The sequence below is a fragment of the Mucilaginibacter sp. 3215 genome (assembly GCF_050433785.1).
Lineage (GTDB): Bacteria > Bacteroidota > Bacteroidia > Sphingobacteriales > Sphingobacteriaceae > Mucilaginibacter.
This window is the reverse complement of sequence record NZ_JBNPWO010000019.1, coordinates 39862-56455: the sequence shown is the minus strand read 5'-3', so window position 1 is coordinate 56455 and position 16594 is coordinate 39862. Positions and strand designations below refer to the sequence as shown.

Here is a 16594-nt window from a genome sequence, read left to right as displayed (position 1 = left end):
GGGTTCATTTAATTTGGAATTTCGGGTGGTAACTGAGCCTATCCGGGCCGGTTTAACACCATGGCAAAAGCTGCCCGGTTGCACATTTTTGAAACTTTCATAGCATTAATTTTTAGTTTATGAATTGCCGGCAATAAAATATTGGTACTGCTTATTGCCTGTCGGTTGAAACGAAATAAGCGTAATTTGGCATTACGAGAGAGGGGTAAAACTATAAATTACCGGGGTCAAAACATACAAAAACACGCCTTTTTGATGATTTCTGTAGAATACACGAGAAAATAAGTGTCAAATTAACTTTTATTTTATTTCAGCAAGCTTTCGGAGTGATGGAATATCATCCTAATAAAGGCGGCCTATTTGGAAGAGCTTTTTTCAAACTCGTTCAGTCGATACGAAATTTGAAAATTGGCGCGGTGTTTTTTAATAAAATCAGAGGGGTTGATGCCGTACTGTTTGAAGAATTGTTCGCGAAAATATTTCACATCACTAAAGCCAACCTGGAAAGCGGCTTCGTTGACATTACAATTGGTTTGGATCAATAATTCGGCAGCTTTGCGCAGGCGCACAAACCGGATAAAGTTATTGACCGATTGCCCCGTGATGTTTTTAAGACGTTTAAATAACGTTGCATAGCTGATACCAATCTCTTTGGCCAACACATATACATCAAACTGATCGTCGGTAAAGTAATGCTCAATTACCGAAATACAGTTATTCAGAAAGTCCTTATTTTCCTGTGAGATACTTCGACCTGTACTTTTCTTGGTAACCTCCTTATAAAAATAGTTTTGGAGCTCTGTTTTATTACGCAATACACTTTTAACCCGTGCTATAAGCAATTCTTTATCAAATGGTTTTCGTAAAAAATCAATAGCGCCCTCCTCTATACTTTTTAGCATAATATCCGGTGTAGTGTCCCCGGTTAATAGGATAACAGGGATATGGTTTATAGCCTGATCTTCCTTAACAATCCGGCACAGGTCAAGTCCGCTAATGCCGTCCATTACAATATCGCTTATAATTACGTCGGGAATATGCTTCTTGATAAGTTCGAGGCCAGTAGTACCGTCCTGTGCCTCGATTACGTTATAGCCCGGCGTAAAAATTTTTTTGATGTATGAACGGATCTGATCATTATCATCAATCACGATAAGCGTATGCCGCGCCGAACTGAATAACTCTAATGCAGCCAGATCACCTTCTTCGGGTATAACATCCTTGTTATCTTCGCTAATAAGCTCATTTACGTAAGTATAATCTGGCACAACATCGTCAGCAATAACGTCCCCCGAAAAATGTGATTTGCCCTTTGGCAACGCAAGCACGAAAGTTGTCCCCCCATCGGGATTATTAGAGTAGCTGATATTACCTTTATGGCTTTCAATAAAAACCTTAACCAGGTATAAGCCTATGCCAAAACCCTTGCGGAAATAGTTTTTATCCTTTGCCTGGTAAAATTTATCAAACAGCCTGTCGCCCGCTTCGGTATTTATGCCTATACCATTATCAATTACTTTAAAATATACATAAATATCGTCCTGTTCAATTACAACATGGATAGTACCCCTATCCGGAGTAAATTTTATGGCGTTTGAGATGAGGTTAAACAGCGCTATTTCTATCTTTTCCAGGTCGCAGTACACCTCAATGGTATCTGCTCCGCCCTCGAGGGTATAACGAAGATGTTTAATTTTAGCCTGTTGAATAAAGCATGAGTATACTTCGTTACATAAAGTAACAAAATTTAACCTGCTTACTTTCAGCGAAGCATTTTCGCTTTCGGTTTTTCTGAAGAGGAGCAAATGATCAACCAAACCAAGCAGTCGGCGCGCATTGCGGTATATCGTGCTCAACTCTTCGGTATTGCCTTTACTTTGATTAAGGAGATCCTTGATGGGGTTAATAATAAGCGTTAACGGGGTCCTGAACTCATGCGATACATTGGTAAAGAAAGTCAGCTTCTTTTCGTTGAGCTCCTTTTCTTTCTCCACCTGCAGGTTGGCCAGCTTTACCTTAAACCTGAGCCTGGCTTGGTTTAATCTGTACCTGTAAAACGAGTAGCCTATAGCAACTATTAATGACAGGTAAATTACATAGGCCCACCAGGTGCGGTACCATGGTGGCAAAACAATAATTTTAATGGTAATGGGTGGCGCTGTCCACTGCCCTTCCGTATTGGTAGCCCTGATTTTCAGTGTATAGGAGCCTTCATTGAGACGCGAAAAATAGGCCGACTTTAGTTTGCCTACATAGTTCCAGCCATGGTCCCAGCCCTCAAGGTAATAGGCGTAGGAGATCTTTTCGGGAAATGAATATTCAAGCGCTGTGTAACTGATGTTCAGCGTAGCCTGGCTAAACGGGATAGTTACTTTCTTTAATTCATTTAACGGCAGTTTTGGGCCATAGGCACTATCGAGTTCTATTGATACATTATTTATTTTAAAATCAGAAAGCATGAGCCGGGGCTGGTGCGCGTAAGGAGCAATACTATCAGGCGAGAACAAATTAAACCCTTTTATACCGCCGAACAACATTTTGCCTGATGCCAGTTTTAGGGCCGCGTTGTAATTAAACTGGTTACTTTGTAATCCATCAGATGCGTTGTAATTGGTGATCTTTTCCGTTGTTACATTAAAGTTAGAAAGGCCGTTATAAGTACTGCACCATAAATTCCCGCTGTTATCAACCAATATATTCAGCACAGTATTACTGGGTAATCCTGCCGATTCCGTGTATCTTTTATACTGATGGGTGTTGGTATTATATTGAAGCAGCCCTCCGCCTTCGGTACCAATCCATAAATTGCGTTTATTATCTTCGGTAATAGCCCTGATGGCCTGGCCGATAAAATAAACCTGGTGTTTTTTATGCTGAACATCAATTTTGATGAGGCGACTATAATTTCCCGCCCACAAATTACCTCTATGATCTTCAAAAAGCGCGTGGAGGTTTACCAGGCTGTTATCAAAAAGTTCAAACTGATCTTTGGCCCGGTTGTACAAAAACAATGCCCCTCCCCAGGTACTGCCTGCCCACAAACGGTGCTGCGAATCTTCATAAAGCTTCCAAAAATTCCGTTCCTCTTTTTTATCTACGGGGTTATAGCAGTTATAATGTTTGAACCGGCCGGTGGTATTATCAAACGCATCAATGCCACCGTTAAAGGTTGCCACCCAAATCTTATTGGTATAGTCGTTTAAAATACTTACAACAAAATTACTGCTTATAGATCCCGGGATATTTTGGTGTACATAGGCAGCAAACGTATTTGTTTTAGTGTTCCAGTAATTTAACCCGCCGCCGTCAGTGCCTATCCATATATTATGCTGTCTATCTTCGCAAAACGACAGGATAAAATTATTGATAACGCTATTTTTATTAAAAGCATCATGCGCGAATACATGAAATGAAGCCGGCTTACGGTCAATAATGTTCACGCCACCCCGTAAGGTTGCTATCCAGATCCGGGATTCATCATCCTCATAAACAGCATCAACAGCATCGCTGCGTAAGCTATTAGGTGTTTCGCCTGCATTGATATAGGTGAGCGTATTGGTCGCCGGATTCCAAACTTTGATACCTCCCCCATTTGTTGCAATCCATATATCGCCGTTTCTTGTTGTGGTGAGGCTAAAAATATTGTTGTTGGTCACTTTGTTAAGCCCGTTCTCAAGCCTGGTAGTTTTCAGGGTGACGGGATCATACATCAATAATTCATTACCTGCGCCTGCAATAATTTTACCTTTTCCATCAATAGTCATACAACCTGCATATGCCAGTTGTGGTGATACAATTTTTATCTTTTCAGCCGCTGCATCATACCTGCCAAGCCCAACCCCGTTTACCAGGATCCAGATAGTGCCCTGCTTATCCATTTGGGCGGCAATGGTATTAAACTGTTGCTTTTTGACATCATACAGGATCTCTTTGCCAATGGTATCTGTTTTCCCAAATTTCAGGAAGCCGTATGTGCCATTGGTAGCGAAAACATTACCCGATCGGTCGACGACAATTTCATTAATGTTAAACCCGATCTTAACGGGCTGATGTTTTTCATTATAACAGTAAAGTGCATGAAAGCGGGAATCGGCATAATCAAAATACATGAGCCCTTTTTCAGTTCCTGCATATATTCGCCCGCCGCAGGCCTTGATGGATTTGATGTGGTTATTGACAAGTGAATTTTTATCATCCCAAATATTCCGGAAAACCTTAAAGGTATAGCCGTCATAACGGTTAAGGCCGTCATAAGTCCCCATCCACATAAAGCCATATTTATCCTGCGTAATACAGGTTACCGCATTGTTTGAAAGGCCATCTTCAATGCCTAAATATCTAACCGGAAAACCCGGGCCTTTTGCCGACGCTGTTAATGAATAACATAAAAAAGAAATAAGCAAAAAAACCTTTAATCGCTGAAACATTAGCCGGGCAAACAATAACTGGTTATCTCCAAAGATATTAAAATGTAACAGCCTTTCATTCGCAGATTTTATCCTGTTTAAATACGGCAGGAATACCAACACAACAAAAGCTTATCAAAATATACAGGGAAAATTGCTCACATACCAAAGACAAAATAATTAACAATTAATTATATTTGGGAGATTATAAACCTGTTCTTAATAAACATTATTATGTATGACCGTTATCCCAAAAATGGGAGAATGCAGTAATTGTGCATTTAAAATGATTGCAGGCCATACTACTTATTAAAAACTTTTGATTAAACATTTACCTGCATTGACTAAGTATTTATTTATTTTTTATGTATGCCTGTGGGCACTTACTTCCCGTGCTCAAAATATACTCCGGGTTGATAAAAGTGTTCAGCAACATAAGTTTACCCTTAACGAGGTAAAATACCTGCAGGATAGCACCGGCAAGCTAACTTTCCGGGAGATACAGGAAATGAGCTCCTCTTTTACCGAAAACAGCTCATACTACCCCAGCAATCACCATAAAAACTCCACCTATTGGTTCCGCGTGCGGATGTACTTTAGCGAACCTGTAAACAACAACAGCATTATTGAGCTGTTTGATCAAACAACTGATGAGGTAACGGCTTATATGCCTGATGCGACAGGTAACTATATCAAAAGTGAATCGGGCGCTAACCTTAATTTCAACAGCAGGCTTTTTCATCATAAAAACTTTGAGTTTCTGATCGGGGATACCAAACCTGGTTATCATACTTATTATTTCAGAATCAAATCGCACAATGCGGTAAATGTTATTATAGTTTACCGTACCATTAATTACTTTATTCATTATGCCCTTAACGAATACTTAACCTACGGCCTGTTTTATGGCATGATCCTTATTTTTTGTTTCCATAACCTGCTTATGTTCCTTGCGGTTAAAAAGAAACAATACCTGTACTACGTATTTTACATTTTAAGCGTAGGCCTTTACGAAATGAGTGCCGATGGCATCGCGTTCCAATATTTATGGCCGGGAGCACCAGCTTTGAATAATTACGGGAACGGCGCTGCCCTATATTTTACCAGTATTTGTGCCCTAATATTCAGCAAGGAGTTATTGCAGGTTAAAACAAAAGCTCCGCAGTTTAACAGGTTAATAAATTATGTGTTATTGCTGCGCACTATCTATTTTCTTTACTGTCTTATCTTCAACAATTCGCTGTTTGTATATAAGTTTGTTGAAGTAATCCCGCTATCGCTGGCTTTTGCTACCGGTGTTTATATCTATAAAAACGGCTACAAGCCGGCCCGCTTTTTTGTGCTGGCCTACTCGATTTTGTTTGTGGGCTTTATAGTGAAAGCTCTTACCGCCCTTGGTTATACTTACTTTTTACCGGCCCCTATAAGCTACTATAGCCTCAGCTTTTGTTTTATTATTGAGATGGTACTGTTGTCATTTGCCATTGGCGACCAGGTAAGGATCCTGCGGAAAGAGAAGGATGCAGCCCATGAAGAAACCATACGGCAAATGCAATTGAACAGCCAGTTGAAGGATTCGATAAATGAGGAATTGGAGCGCCAGGTTGAAATCCGTACGCACGAACTGGTTGAAAAATCAAACGAGGTGAGGCAACAAAGCCAGATCATCGAAAACCAAAACAAAGAATTGTTACGGGCCAACGAGCAGTTGGAAAAGCAGGCTGGGGAAATATTAAGAATGAATGTTTTACTTGAAAAAGATAATGTTCAACTCAAAACAAATATTGAAAAGGTTACCGAATCACGCGCGTTATCTACAGAGTTGGGCTATGAAGAATTCAGCGCTAAATATCCCGATCAGGAAACCTGTTTTAAATTCCTGTCGGCTTTAAAATGGAAAGATGGCTTTATTTGCACCCGCTGCTCGAATACAACGTATTGTGCCGGTAGGCTGCCGCACAGCCGCCGGTGTACCAAATGCAGTTATGAAGAATCGGCCCTGCATAATACCATATTTCAAAACAGCCGCATTCCTATCAACAAGGCTTTTTATCTCACCTATCTTATTTACAGCACCAACGGTACCATATCATCGCACCAATTATCTGAAAAGCTCGATATCAGGCAAAGCACCTGCTGGACCTATGCCATCCGCATAAAAAAAGTGTTGCATGAAAAGAAAAAATCACGAAAGAAGAATGATCAGCAAGGCTGGACGGTGTTGGTGATGTGAGATAAACTTTCTGAATATTGATAAGAGGCACCTATGCGCTAAACATACTCCATTATTTGCTATAAACACGACGCCCGTTGTGGCCGACAATGATTTATTCAGCAAAGCTCCTTGTTTTGCCCCTCTGGGGCAAAGGAATACCGCTGGAACTATAAGCTACAAACCTTTTGCACCTCTGGTGCACCACCTATCATTACATTTCAATTAATGTTTGTTTATTAGTTCCCAAAGAGAGGGAAAAGGTTTGTAGAAATATCCTTCCCCCCTTGTACGAAACCTGGAGGGGATTCAACCTACGCTGATCAATCAATTGGCAATAGCCATTTGCTATTAGTTTTGTGCGTTAACCCAAGCTCGCAGAGGATCCTCATAGCGTGAAAACCTCATTTTTATCATCATAAAACAGGTTTAACCATCTCCCCAATCTCCTCTTTTGTCATTTTTTAAATTATTTTCACTTTTTTTTCTTGTTCACAAAGCGTATCAGCTGCAAAAATAAACCGGGTGTAACCTGCTGTAAATACGCCACTTCAACGTTTGAGTTCCTCGTTATCAAAACGTATCAAAATTGATTTAAATATCTTAAAATCAATAACTTACATACAATTCACCTATTGTATTATTGGTTTATTCCACGTTAAATTTACCCCCACCAAATACCAATTAGTAATACGCTTAACCAACAAATCGCTTATATGAAGTAAAGATTGCACAGCAGTTATTACCTGCATCGCTATGGTGTAAACCAGGTTTGCCTATAGCCCATTCCGGCAGCCATGGGCTGCTTAACCAACTAAACAGCAATTAATTATGAAGAAAAAAATTACGCTAATTTTTGTTTTACTTATTACCATGCTAACACGGTCCTTCGCACAGGAAGTTACCGTGAAAGGTATTGTTAAAGACAGCCAGGGTCTGCCAATACCTGGCGCTACTGTAAAAAACAAGTCAACAGGTGCGGTAACCATTACGGATTTAAAAGGCAGCTATTCTATCACGGCTAACAGCAACGCTATACTTGTTTTCAGCTTTGTGGGTTCGGCCACACAAGAGCAGCCGGTTAATGGCCGCACAACAATTGATGTAACACTGGCCGATGCCAACAAACAACTGGAAGAGGTTGTGGTAATAGGTTACGGCACACGTGCTGTTAAAGATGTTACCGGTGCCATCAGCAGTGTTAAGGCCGAGAAATTAGAAAATGAACACCCGGCCAGTGCTACAGACATTATCAGGGGTAATATCCCGGGTATTTCGGTTGCCTTGAACACCTCGGCCAAAGGCGGCGGTACCGGCGATTTGCAGATCAGGGGTAAAGCCTCCCTTTCGGGCAACGTTCAGCCGGTTATCGTATTGGATGGTGTTATTTATCCCGGCCAGCTGGCTGATATCAACCCTAACGATATCGACCGTGTTGATGTGCTGCGCGACCCAAGCGCCCTTGCCGTATACGGTGCACAATCAGCTGGCGGCGTTGTAGCTATAACTACCAAAAAAGGTAAAAAAGGAGGTACTCAAATCACCTTAAATGCCAACTTTGGTATAGCCCAATTATTGCAAAATCAAAAATATTACACCGGCGACGGCTTTCTTAACTGGCGTGCCGACGGAGCCCGCAGTTCCAATACTTCAAATCCTTATTATTATTACAGCAACCCCAACAAACTGCCTGATGGTGTAACGCTTGACCAGTTCCTTAACGGTGCCAAAGGTGATCCGACTACCATCTGGCTGCAGCGTTTAGGTTTATTCCCTAACGAGATTGCCAACTACCAGGCCGGTAAAATGACCGACTGGTCAAAACTGATTTTCCGCAATGGCTTCCGCCAGGATTATACCGGCAGCTTTTCGGGAAGTTCAGAAACCGTTAAATATTATGTATCAGGCAACTATACCAAAAACCAGAACCTGATTCAAGGCGGTCAGTATACCGATGGCCGTTTCCGTGTAAACCTGGAAGGTAAAGCTGCTAAATTTTTAACCCTTGGTGTAAATGCGCAATTTGCAAGCCGCGATGAAGGTGCAGCCAGCACCCCGCTGAGCGGCCAGGGTATTGACGCTACCGAAGCCGACTGGACGCAGATCATCAACTCATCTCCTTACGGTGATATGTATAATGCCGATGGTTCATTACGCCGTATCGATACCGATGACAGCGGTTTGAACCAGCGTAACCCATTCCTCGGGAACCGCTATAATCAAAACGTAGCGGTTCAAAACACGCTGTTCTCGGTACTTTTTGCCCGTTTGGATCTTCCTTTCGGTATTAAGTATACGGTGAATTATGCGCCAACCATCGAATCGTACCGGAACTTTTTCTTCCGCCCCGTAGCTAACCCTAACGAACTTTCGGGTGGTACCGCTATCCGTACACAGGAAAACCGTTACAGGTACAACCTTGATAACATTTTAAGCTGGAACAAAACTTTTGGCATCCATAGCTTTGATGCAACCTTCCTGCTTAACAAAGAAAAGTATCAAACGTGGTATACCAATGCTTCAAACACACAGTTAACCCCAACCGATATTTTGGGTTACCACAACATAGGCGCCGGTAATTTACCTGTTGAAAGCAGCGATGACCGGATTTATAACGCCGATGCCATCATGGGCAGGATCAACTACACCTTGTTGGGCAGGTACATTGTTACCGCCACTGTACGCCGCGACGGTTTCTCTGCATTTGGCTTGCAGCACCCACGCGAGGTATACCCTTCTGGAGCAATTGCCTGGGTATTCAGCGATGAAAGCTTCATGAAAGGCGACGCTTTTAAATGGCTTGACTATGGTAAATTACGTTTCAGCTACGGCGCCAACGGTAACCGTACCAATACAACCACTGCCGATCCATCCATCTCATTAGCTGTATTGGGCGGTATCAAATACCCAACAGCAAACAACTCTGGTACAGTTACCAATAACAGCGGTATTTATGTAAGTACTTTACAAAATGCGGCTTTAAAATGGGAACGTACCGTAGGGCCTAACATCGGTCTGGATTTCACCATATTACACAACAGGTTAAGCGGCTCGATAGATGTTTACGACCGTAAAACTACCGACCTGCTGGTTAAACGTAGTATTCTTGATGTTCAGGGCTACAACTCATCGGGCGATTTAGTTGGTGGGGCTAACAATTCCAACCCATACACCAACATCGGCCAGGTTAATAACAAGGGGTTTGAAATTTCATTGGATGGTAAGATCATCAAAAGCGAAAACTTTAACTGGAATGCCAGCGGAACGTTTTTCTTAAACCGCAACAAAATTGTTCACCTGTACGGTGCATTCCCGATTACTGATGCCAACGGCGTTACCACCAATGTTGAAAAAGACGATATCGGCAACGGCTGGTTCATTGGTCACGATATCAACGCTGTTTGGGATTACAGGATCCTGGGTGTTTGGAAAACCGCAGATGCTACTGAAGCAGCTAAATACGGCGCTAAACCCGGTGATTTTAAACTGCAGGATGTAAACGGCGATTTTAAATTCACCAACGACGATAAGCAATTTCTGGGTTCAACCAATCCACGATTCAGCTGGTCGTTACGCAATGATTTTAATTTCCTCAAACATTTCGATGTATCGTTCCTGCTGGTATCAAGCATTGGTCAGTTAAGGCAATACAACCAGGCTTTAAACAACCCGGGCAGCGTAGGCTTTGCACGTATGAACTCATACGTATTACCTTACTGGACACCTGATAATGAGATTGACGATTACGCCCGCTTAAACTCAGGTTCATCAGGCACAACCATTAACGTTTGGCGTAAAGCTTCGTTTGTAAGGCTGCAAACCGCTTCAATCGGCTATACTTTCAGTCCGCAGCTTATCAAACGCCTGGGCATATCAAGCGCCAAATTATTTGTGAATGCAAGCAATGCAGCTGTGTTTTCAAGCTGGCCGCTTTGGGATCCGCAAAACGGCGGTCCTACTCCAAGATATTTATCAGCCGGGTTTAACGTAGTTTTTTAAAGGAGGGATTTAATACATGAACAAGATAAACAAAAACATCATGGCTGCGGCTTTAACAGCGGCAACCATATTTATAACCGGGGGTTGTACCAAGCGGGCCGATCTGTATCCGCAGGCACCTTCAAAATTTACACCCGACGTAACTTATACCTCACCTGCTGCATTTAAAGCAGCTTTGGCTACATTAAATGTAAGCGTCAGATTTGAATACTTTGGCGACTCGGCCCCGTTGCTTACCGAATCGATATTTACCGATGCCGCGGTTGAGGGTACTACCGATAAAACCACACCTGCACAGGATCTGAACGCGCGGATCACCCCTACCGCCAACCTAAACAGCGACGACTATAACAAGATAGGTCGCTACTGGAGCGCATGGTACCAGGGCATCCATGACTGTAACGTTATTTTATCGAGGCTGGATAACATTAAATGGCCGTCAGACGCCGATAAAAACCTGGTAAAAGCGACAGCTTTATTTCATCGTGCTTACCGCTACTATCGTTTAGTGCATGAGTTTGGCGATGTGCCATTGCTGCTAAAAGAAGAAACTGCGGTAAACACCGGCTACTTCAGTACGCAGCGTATCGTTATCCTGAAGCAAATGAAAACAGACCTGGAGTTCGCCGTAGCTAACCTTACCGATGCGAACGCTAAAGGCGATATCTCCAAAGGCGGTGCTGCTCACCTTCTAGCTAAAGTTGATTTGGCACTTGGTTTATTTGATGATGCCATTGCGGCCGCCAACGTTGCCATCAACGGCCCGTATCACCTCATGACCAATCGTTTTGGTATAGTTGCGGGCGATGCTTCAAAAAACATCATCTGGGACCTTCACCGACCCGAAAACAAGGCTTTGGGAACAAATGCCGAGGCTTTATATGTAGTGCTTGACCGCGAAACACTTGACGGCGCTACGCCAAACGGATCACAGGTGATGAGGAACTGTGTGCCGATGTGGCATAACGGTACTATACTTACCCCCGGAGCGCTGAAACCGGGCATTTCAGATAAAGTAACCGAAGAATTCCCGCTTACTTTATGGTATGGCCGTGGTATTGGTCGTTTACGCGGTACACCTTACGCTACCAAATACATCTGGACAGATAATACCGACTTAAGGCACGCTCCCGGAAACTGGATGAACATGACTGATCTGGTTTACAATAGCCCGGCCATTAAAACCTCCGATCCTGCGTGGTATGGCAAGCATCTTGAGCAATATACCGATGCTAACGTTAAGCAACGCTTCCTGAATGGAGCAAAAGATACCATCCGCGCCTGGTTTGGCTGGCCGCATTACAAAGTGTTTATTGGCTCGGGCCCTATCGCGCTTGATAAATGGTGGAGCCCGCCGCGTGGTACCAACACCGACTGGTATGTTTTCCGCTTAGCCGAAACCTACCTGTTGCGTGCCGAAGCCTATGTATGGAAAGGCCAAACCGCACTTGCTATGGATGATATCAACAAAGTAAGGGCACGTGCAAACGCACAGTTGTTAACAGATCCGGGCAAAGTTAATATCGGCACCATACTTGACGAACGCCAGAGAGAACTGTATTGGGAGGAGCCACGTAAAACTGAGCTTACCCGTATCGCTTTCATCTTTGCGCAAACAGGAATTGCCGCTTACAATGGAAAAAGCTACAACGTAGCTAATTTTTCAACAAGCAACTTCTTTTACGACAGGATCATGGAGAAGAACGACTTCTATAAAAACCCTAATGTTGTAACCAATTCGGGTAATCACTATACTATTTCGCCATACCATGTTTTATGGCCTATCCCGCAAAGCGAGATCGACCTGAATGTAAATGGTCATATTAACCAGAGCAAAGGATACGCAGGTTCAGAAACCAATATCCCGCCTCTTGATAAAGTAGTACCATAATTTAGTTGATTTGTAACATTTGAGCCGGGCATTAGTCAATTGATTAGTGTCCGGTTTTTTGTTTTATATAGATTTAAAAGCATAAATAATTAGCCGGGAGCACATTCATTTATTTGTTTTTTTACATATTTAATCATTATTTAAACTGACATCGAAAATATGGGCCTGTTCAATATCCTTCGTAACGAATTTATAGATGTAATAGAGTGGGTTGATACCACCCAAAATACGCTTGTATGGAAATTTTCGCGCCATGATAATGCCATAAAGATGGGTGCAAAACTTATTGTTCGCGAATCGCAGGCCGCTGTTTTCATGAACGAGGGGCGCATCGCCGATGTATTTACTCCCGGTACTTATGAGCTCCAAACTCAGAATATGCCCCTTTTAACCACCTTAATGAGCTGGAAATATGGCTTTGAAAGCCCGTTTAAGGTTGATATATTCTTCGTAAGCCTGCGTCAGTTCACCAATCAAAAATGGGGAACAAAAAACCCGGTAATGATTCGCGATGCTGAATTTGGGCCGGTACGGCTGAGAGCATTTGGTTCGTTTAACTTTAAGGTTCTGGACCCCAAAGTATTTATTAAGGAAATCGCTGCCACTAACCCCGATTTCATCATTGAAGATATCAATGAGCAGTTGCGAAACACCGTTGTTTCGCGAGGGATGGATGCCGTAGCCGAATCAAAGATAAACGTGCTTGACCTGGCAGCTAACTACAACGAAATGGGCAAATTCATAACAGAATCTATCCAACCCGATTTCGCTGAGCTTGGTTTAAACCTAACCAAACTATTAGTCGAAAATATCTCCCTGCCACCCGAAGTTGAGCAGGTGCTTGATAAACGCAGCGAAATGGGCATCTTGGGTAATCTCGGCGCTTATGCACAATTCCAGGCTGCCAATGCTATTGAAAAATCTGCCGAAAATACAATTGGTGGTAACTTAGGAGCTGCCGGTATGGGTTTGGGTGTTGGCGCTGCGATGATGGGCCAGGTTGGCAATATCTTTCAGCAAAATCAGGTTACTCCTAATAATACCGGTAGTGATGTACCACCTCCTCCACCCCTGCCGGGCATCCAATATCATATTGTAAAGGATGGAAAATCAGACGGGCCGCACTCTATAGATAGCATTAATACTATGATCGCCAGCGGAACCTTAGGCAGGGAAAGCATGATTTGGAAAAAAGGAATGGCTGCATGGGCGGTTGCATCATCTGTTGAAGAGATAGCAGAATTATTCAACAATGTACCTCCACCGATAGCCTGATCTGCAACTATTCCTAAATCTATATTTTCGAGATGAACAACCAGGTTAATCCGTCAGCAATAAACAATTCTTTAAATTGTTCGGGCTGCGGAGCATTACTGCACTTTAATCCCGGCACTCATAATTTGTTGTGTGATTACTGCGGCGTGAGCAACGCCATTGAAAGTGCCCCCGACAGCCGCGATATTCTACCTTATGATTATGAGGAATTTGTCGCCGGTATTGACAACAATAAACAAAGTGCCGATCTTAAGGTAGTGAATTGTAAAAGCTGCGGCTCGCAAACCATCCTCGATCAGTTTGTAACCTCGGATAAATGCCCGTTTTGCACAGCTCCCCTTGTATTGGACCTGGAAAGCGGACAGCAATATGTGCCGCCTCATTATATTTTGCCATTTGTCATTACCCAACAACAGGGTGTTGGTTTCTTCAAAAAATGGCTTGAAAGCCTTTGGTGGGCGCCAAATGACCTGGCTAAAAAGGTAAGCGATGCATCATCAGCACTAAAAGGTGTTTACCTGCCACACTGGACATACGACACCTATACCATAACCGATTATAGCGGTGAGCGCGGCGATTATTACTATACCACCGAAACTTATACCGAAACCGTCGACGGAAAAACGCAAACCAAAACAAGGCAGGTACGCCATACTGACTGGTCGTATGCTTCGGGAAGAGTAGAGTGCGATTTTGGTGACTTGTTGGTACCCGCCAGCAACTCACTGCCTGAAAAAACGCTTGCCAAACTCGGGCCCTGGAATTTTAATATGCTAGTTAAGTTTGATGAACGTTATATGAGCGGCTTCCGTTCCGAAACTTACCAGTTAGGCCCGGAACAAGGTTTTACTAAAGCGGCCGAACAAACTGTTGGTGCTATAAATTCGGCCATACGAGACGACATAGGTGGAGACGAGCAAAGAATTAACAGCACCGATACCCAATATCTTGATAAAGCTATAAAATACCTGATGTTACCGGTTTGGATAAGCGCCTATAACTACAATAACAAGATTTATCAATTTACAGTTAATGCCAGTACCGGTGAAGTTATCGGCCAGCGCCCGGTAAGCGCCATTAAAATTATCCTGGCCGTGCTGTTTGTAATAGCCTTGATAATAATTGGAGTGATCTTATACCAAAATGCTCATCCTGCATAGAAAAGCTCCCCTAAGACACAAAGTCTCCAATCATTTTACGTAGAGACGCATAATTGCGTCTCCCATAGGGCAAGCTTCCTTTAAACGGCGCTTGCTTACCGTAATTTGTGTGCGGGAGACGCATGTGATGCGTCTCTATATTTAAAAAACCCAACCTTAACAAGGTTCTTAGCCATCCCAAATAAAAATAAAAATAAATTTGCGTAACTTAAAAGTTACCTATACATTTGAGTAACTTAAAAGTTACCTATAATGGCAAAAATTATTCAGCACCAATTATTTTACCCGCACCCACCCACAGTGGTTTGGGAATTTTTAACCGATCAGGAACTGATATCGCAATGGCTCATGCCCGGCAATCTGAAACCTGTACTGGGTCACGAATTTCAGCTTAAGGCCAAACCTATGCCCGAGATGGATTTCGACGGGATTTTTTATTGCAAGATCCTGGAGGTTATCCCCTTCAAAAAACTCTCTTATTCATGGAAATTCGGCTCAGGCAATGGTGAACTAAGCAATTCGACAGTGAACTGGATGCTAACAGAAAAAGATAACGGCACCGAACTTTTGCTGGTACACCGTGATTTTGCAGACTCTGTAAACCCGTTGATGTTTAGCTCGATGGAAAAAGGCTGGTTGGTGCTTATCAACAAAATGCTGCAGATCATAAACGCAGAAAAAGATGGAACAGCACAGGCTTGATGTATTCCAGGTAATTGCCGACCCAAGCAGGAGGCAGATCCTGCACCTGCTTTCAAAAGATAGCCGTACAATCAACTCATTGGCTGAGAACTTTGATATGAGTCGACCGGCCGTTTCAAAGCATATCAAAGTGCTTTACAACGCCGGGTTTATCTCTATACAAGACATCGGCAGGGAAAGACATTGTGTGTTGAAGCAAGACGGCTTTAAAGAGCTACAGGCCTGGTTAGCCTACTATGATAAATTCTGGGGCGATAAACTAGACAAACTGGGAGCTTTAATGAACGATAAAATGAACAAAAAATGACAGATCACGATTTAACTATAACCATTTCGGTAGATAAAACCTCTAAAGAGGCTTATGATGCTATCAATAATGTTCGGGGATGGTGGTCGGAAGAAGTTAAAGGCGGCACAGAAAAACTCAATGACGAGTTTACCTACAAAGCCAGGGCCCTTCACCGCTGTACCTTGAAATTAACAGAAGTTGTTCCCAACCAAAAAGTGGTTTGGCTTGTACTGGACAACTATTTTAGTTTCACCAAAGATCAAACCGAATGGAAAGGCACCAAAGTGATTTTTGAAATTTCCGAACAGGACGACAAAACACAAATCCGCTTCACCCACCAGGGTCTGGTTCCACCTCATGAATGTTATGAGGTTTGCTCAAACGCCTGGGCCGGTTATATTACGGGAAGTTTGTACAACCTCATTACCACAGGTAAAGGAGAGCCTAATCCTAAAGAAAGTTAGTTAACGAAATTAAAGCTAACCAAATAAAACATAATATTCTATTAGTCAATATATTGAACCTAAAACCTGAAAGTTTCGAACAACTTTTAGGCAAGAAAGCGCCTTTCATTTTTCATGAAAGGCGCTTGAGGGTTTAATCAATTATCAATTAGGGTTTTATCTCAAACTTTATACTGCTAAAAATCAGGGTTGCTTA

At 42.7% G+C, this 16594-nt stretch carries 9 protein-coding genes; 8 read left to right on the top strand and 1 reads right to left on the bottom strand.

Translation table 11 applies throughout. From position 1 onward, the window contains the following. Positions 1-356: 356 nt before the first annotated feature. Complete coding sequence (locus ABIC84_RS23170) at positions 357-4427, bottom strand: two-component regulator propeller domain-containing protein (RefSeq protein WP_429265093.1); 4071 nt, start codon at positions 4425-4427, stop codon at positions 357-359. Positions 4428-4746: 319 nt separating this feature from the next. Here ABIC84_RS23170 and ABIC84_RS23165 point away from each other — a divergent pair, with 319 nt between their 5' ends. The 8 genes from ABIC84_RS23165 to ABIC84_RS23130 all read left to right on the top strand — a co-directional run bounded on the left by ABIC84_RS23165 (position 4747) and on the right by ABIC84_RS23130 (position 16398). Further along, entirely contained in the window at positions 4747-6639 is a 1893-nt protein-coding gene (locus ABIC84_RS23165; protein ID WP_426586121.1) for a 7TM diverse intracellular signaling domain-containing protein, read from the top strand. A gap of 810 nt (positions 6640-7449) precedes the next feature. Beyond that, positions 7450-10617: a SusC/RagA family TonB-linked outer membrane protein gene (locus ABIC84_RS23160; protein WP_426586119.1), complete on the top strand. Its 3168-nt coding sequence runs from the start codon at positions 7450-7452 to the stop codon at positions 10615-10617. A 16-nt stretch (positions 10618-10633) separates the two neighbouring features. Continuing rightward, positions 10634-12508, top strand: a complete 1875-nt coding sequence (locus ABIC84_RS23155; protein ID WP_429265092.1) for a RagB/SusD family nutrient uptake outer membrane protein — start codon at positions 10634-10636, stop codon at positions 12506-12508. Positions 12509-12667: 159 nt separating this feature from the next. Next, complete coding sequence (locus tag ABIC84_RS23150; RefSeq protein ID WP_429265091.1) at positions 12668-13783, top strand: SPFH domain-containing protein; 1116 nt, start codon at positions 12668-12670, stop codon at positions 13781-13783. Between the two features lie 32 nt (positions 13784-13815). Further along, entirely contained in the window at positions 13816-14943 is a 1128-nt protein-coding gene (locus ABIC84_RS23145) for a zinc finger domain-containing protein (protein WP_429265090.1), read from the top strand. Positions 14944-15195: 252 nt separating this feature from the next. Beyond that, positions 15196-15645: an SRPBCC family protein gene (locus ABIC84_RS23140; protein WP_188832796.1), complete on the top strand. Its 450-nt coding sequence runs from the start codon at positions 15196-15198 to the stop codon at positions 15643-15645. Then, positions 15626-15952: an ArsR/SmtB family transcription factor gene (locus ABIC84_RS23135; RefSeq protein WP_176627743.1), complete on the top strand. Its 327-nt coding sequence runs from the start codon at positions 15626-15628 to the stop codon at positions 15950-15952. Before ABIC84_RS23140 ends, ABIC84_RS23135 begins: the two co-directional genes overlap by 20 nt. Beyond that, on the top strand, positions 15949-16398 hold the full coding sequence (locus tag ABIC84_RS23130; RefSeq protein ID WP_429265089.1) for an SRPBCC family protein: 450 nt from the start codon (positions 15949-15951) through the stop codon (positions 16396-16398). The genes ABIC84_RS23135 and ABIC84_RS23130 overlap by 4 nt, the downstream gene beginning before the upstream one ends. Positions 16399-16594 lie beyond the last annotated feature (196 nt).

Excerpts from the sequence above, each read along its gene's own strand:
- ABIC84_RS23130 (WP_429265089.1), top strand. The coding sequence starts at position 15,949 with ATGACAGATCACGATTTAACTATAACCATTTCGGTAGATAAAACCTCT.
- ABIC84_RS23150 (WP_429265091.1), top strand. The coding sequence starts at position 12,668 with ATGGGCCTGTTCAATATCCTTCGTAACGAATTTATAGATGTAATAGAG.
- ABIC84_RS23140 (WP_188832796.1), top strand. The coding sequence starts at position 15,196 with ATGGCAAAAATTATTCAGCACCAATTATTTTACCCGCACCCACCCACA.
- ABIC84_RS23155 (WP_429265092.1), top strand. The coding sequence starts at position 10,634 with ATGAACAAGATAAACAAAAACATCATGGCTGCGGCTTTAACAGCGGCA.
- ABIC84_RS23135 (WP_176627743.1), top strand. The coding sequence starts at position 15,626 with ATGGAACAGCACAGGCTTGATGTATTCCAGGTAATTGCCGACCCAAGC.
- ABIC84_RS23145 (WP_429265090.1), top strand. The coding sequence starts at position 13,816 with ATGAACAACCAGGTTAATCCGTCAGCAATAAACAATTCTTTAAATTGT.
- ABIC84_RS23170 (WP_429265093.1), bottom strand. The coding sequence starts at position 4,427 with ATGTTTCAGCGATTAAAGGTTTTTTTGCTTATTTCTTTTTTATGTTAT.
- ABIC84_RS23160 (WP_426586119.1), top strand. The coding sequence starts at position 7,450 with ATGAAGAAAAAAATTACGCTAATTTTTGTTTTACTTATTACCATGCTA.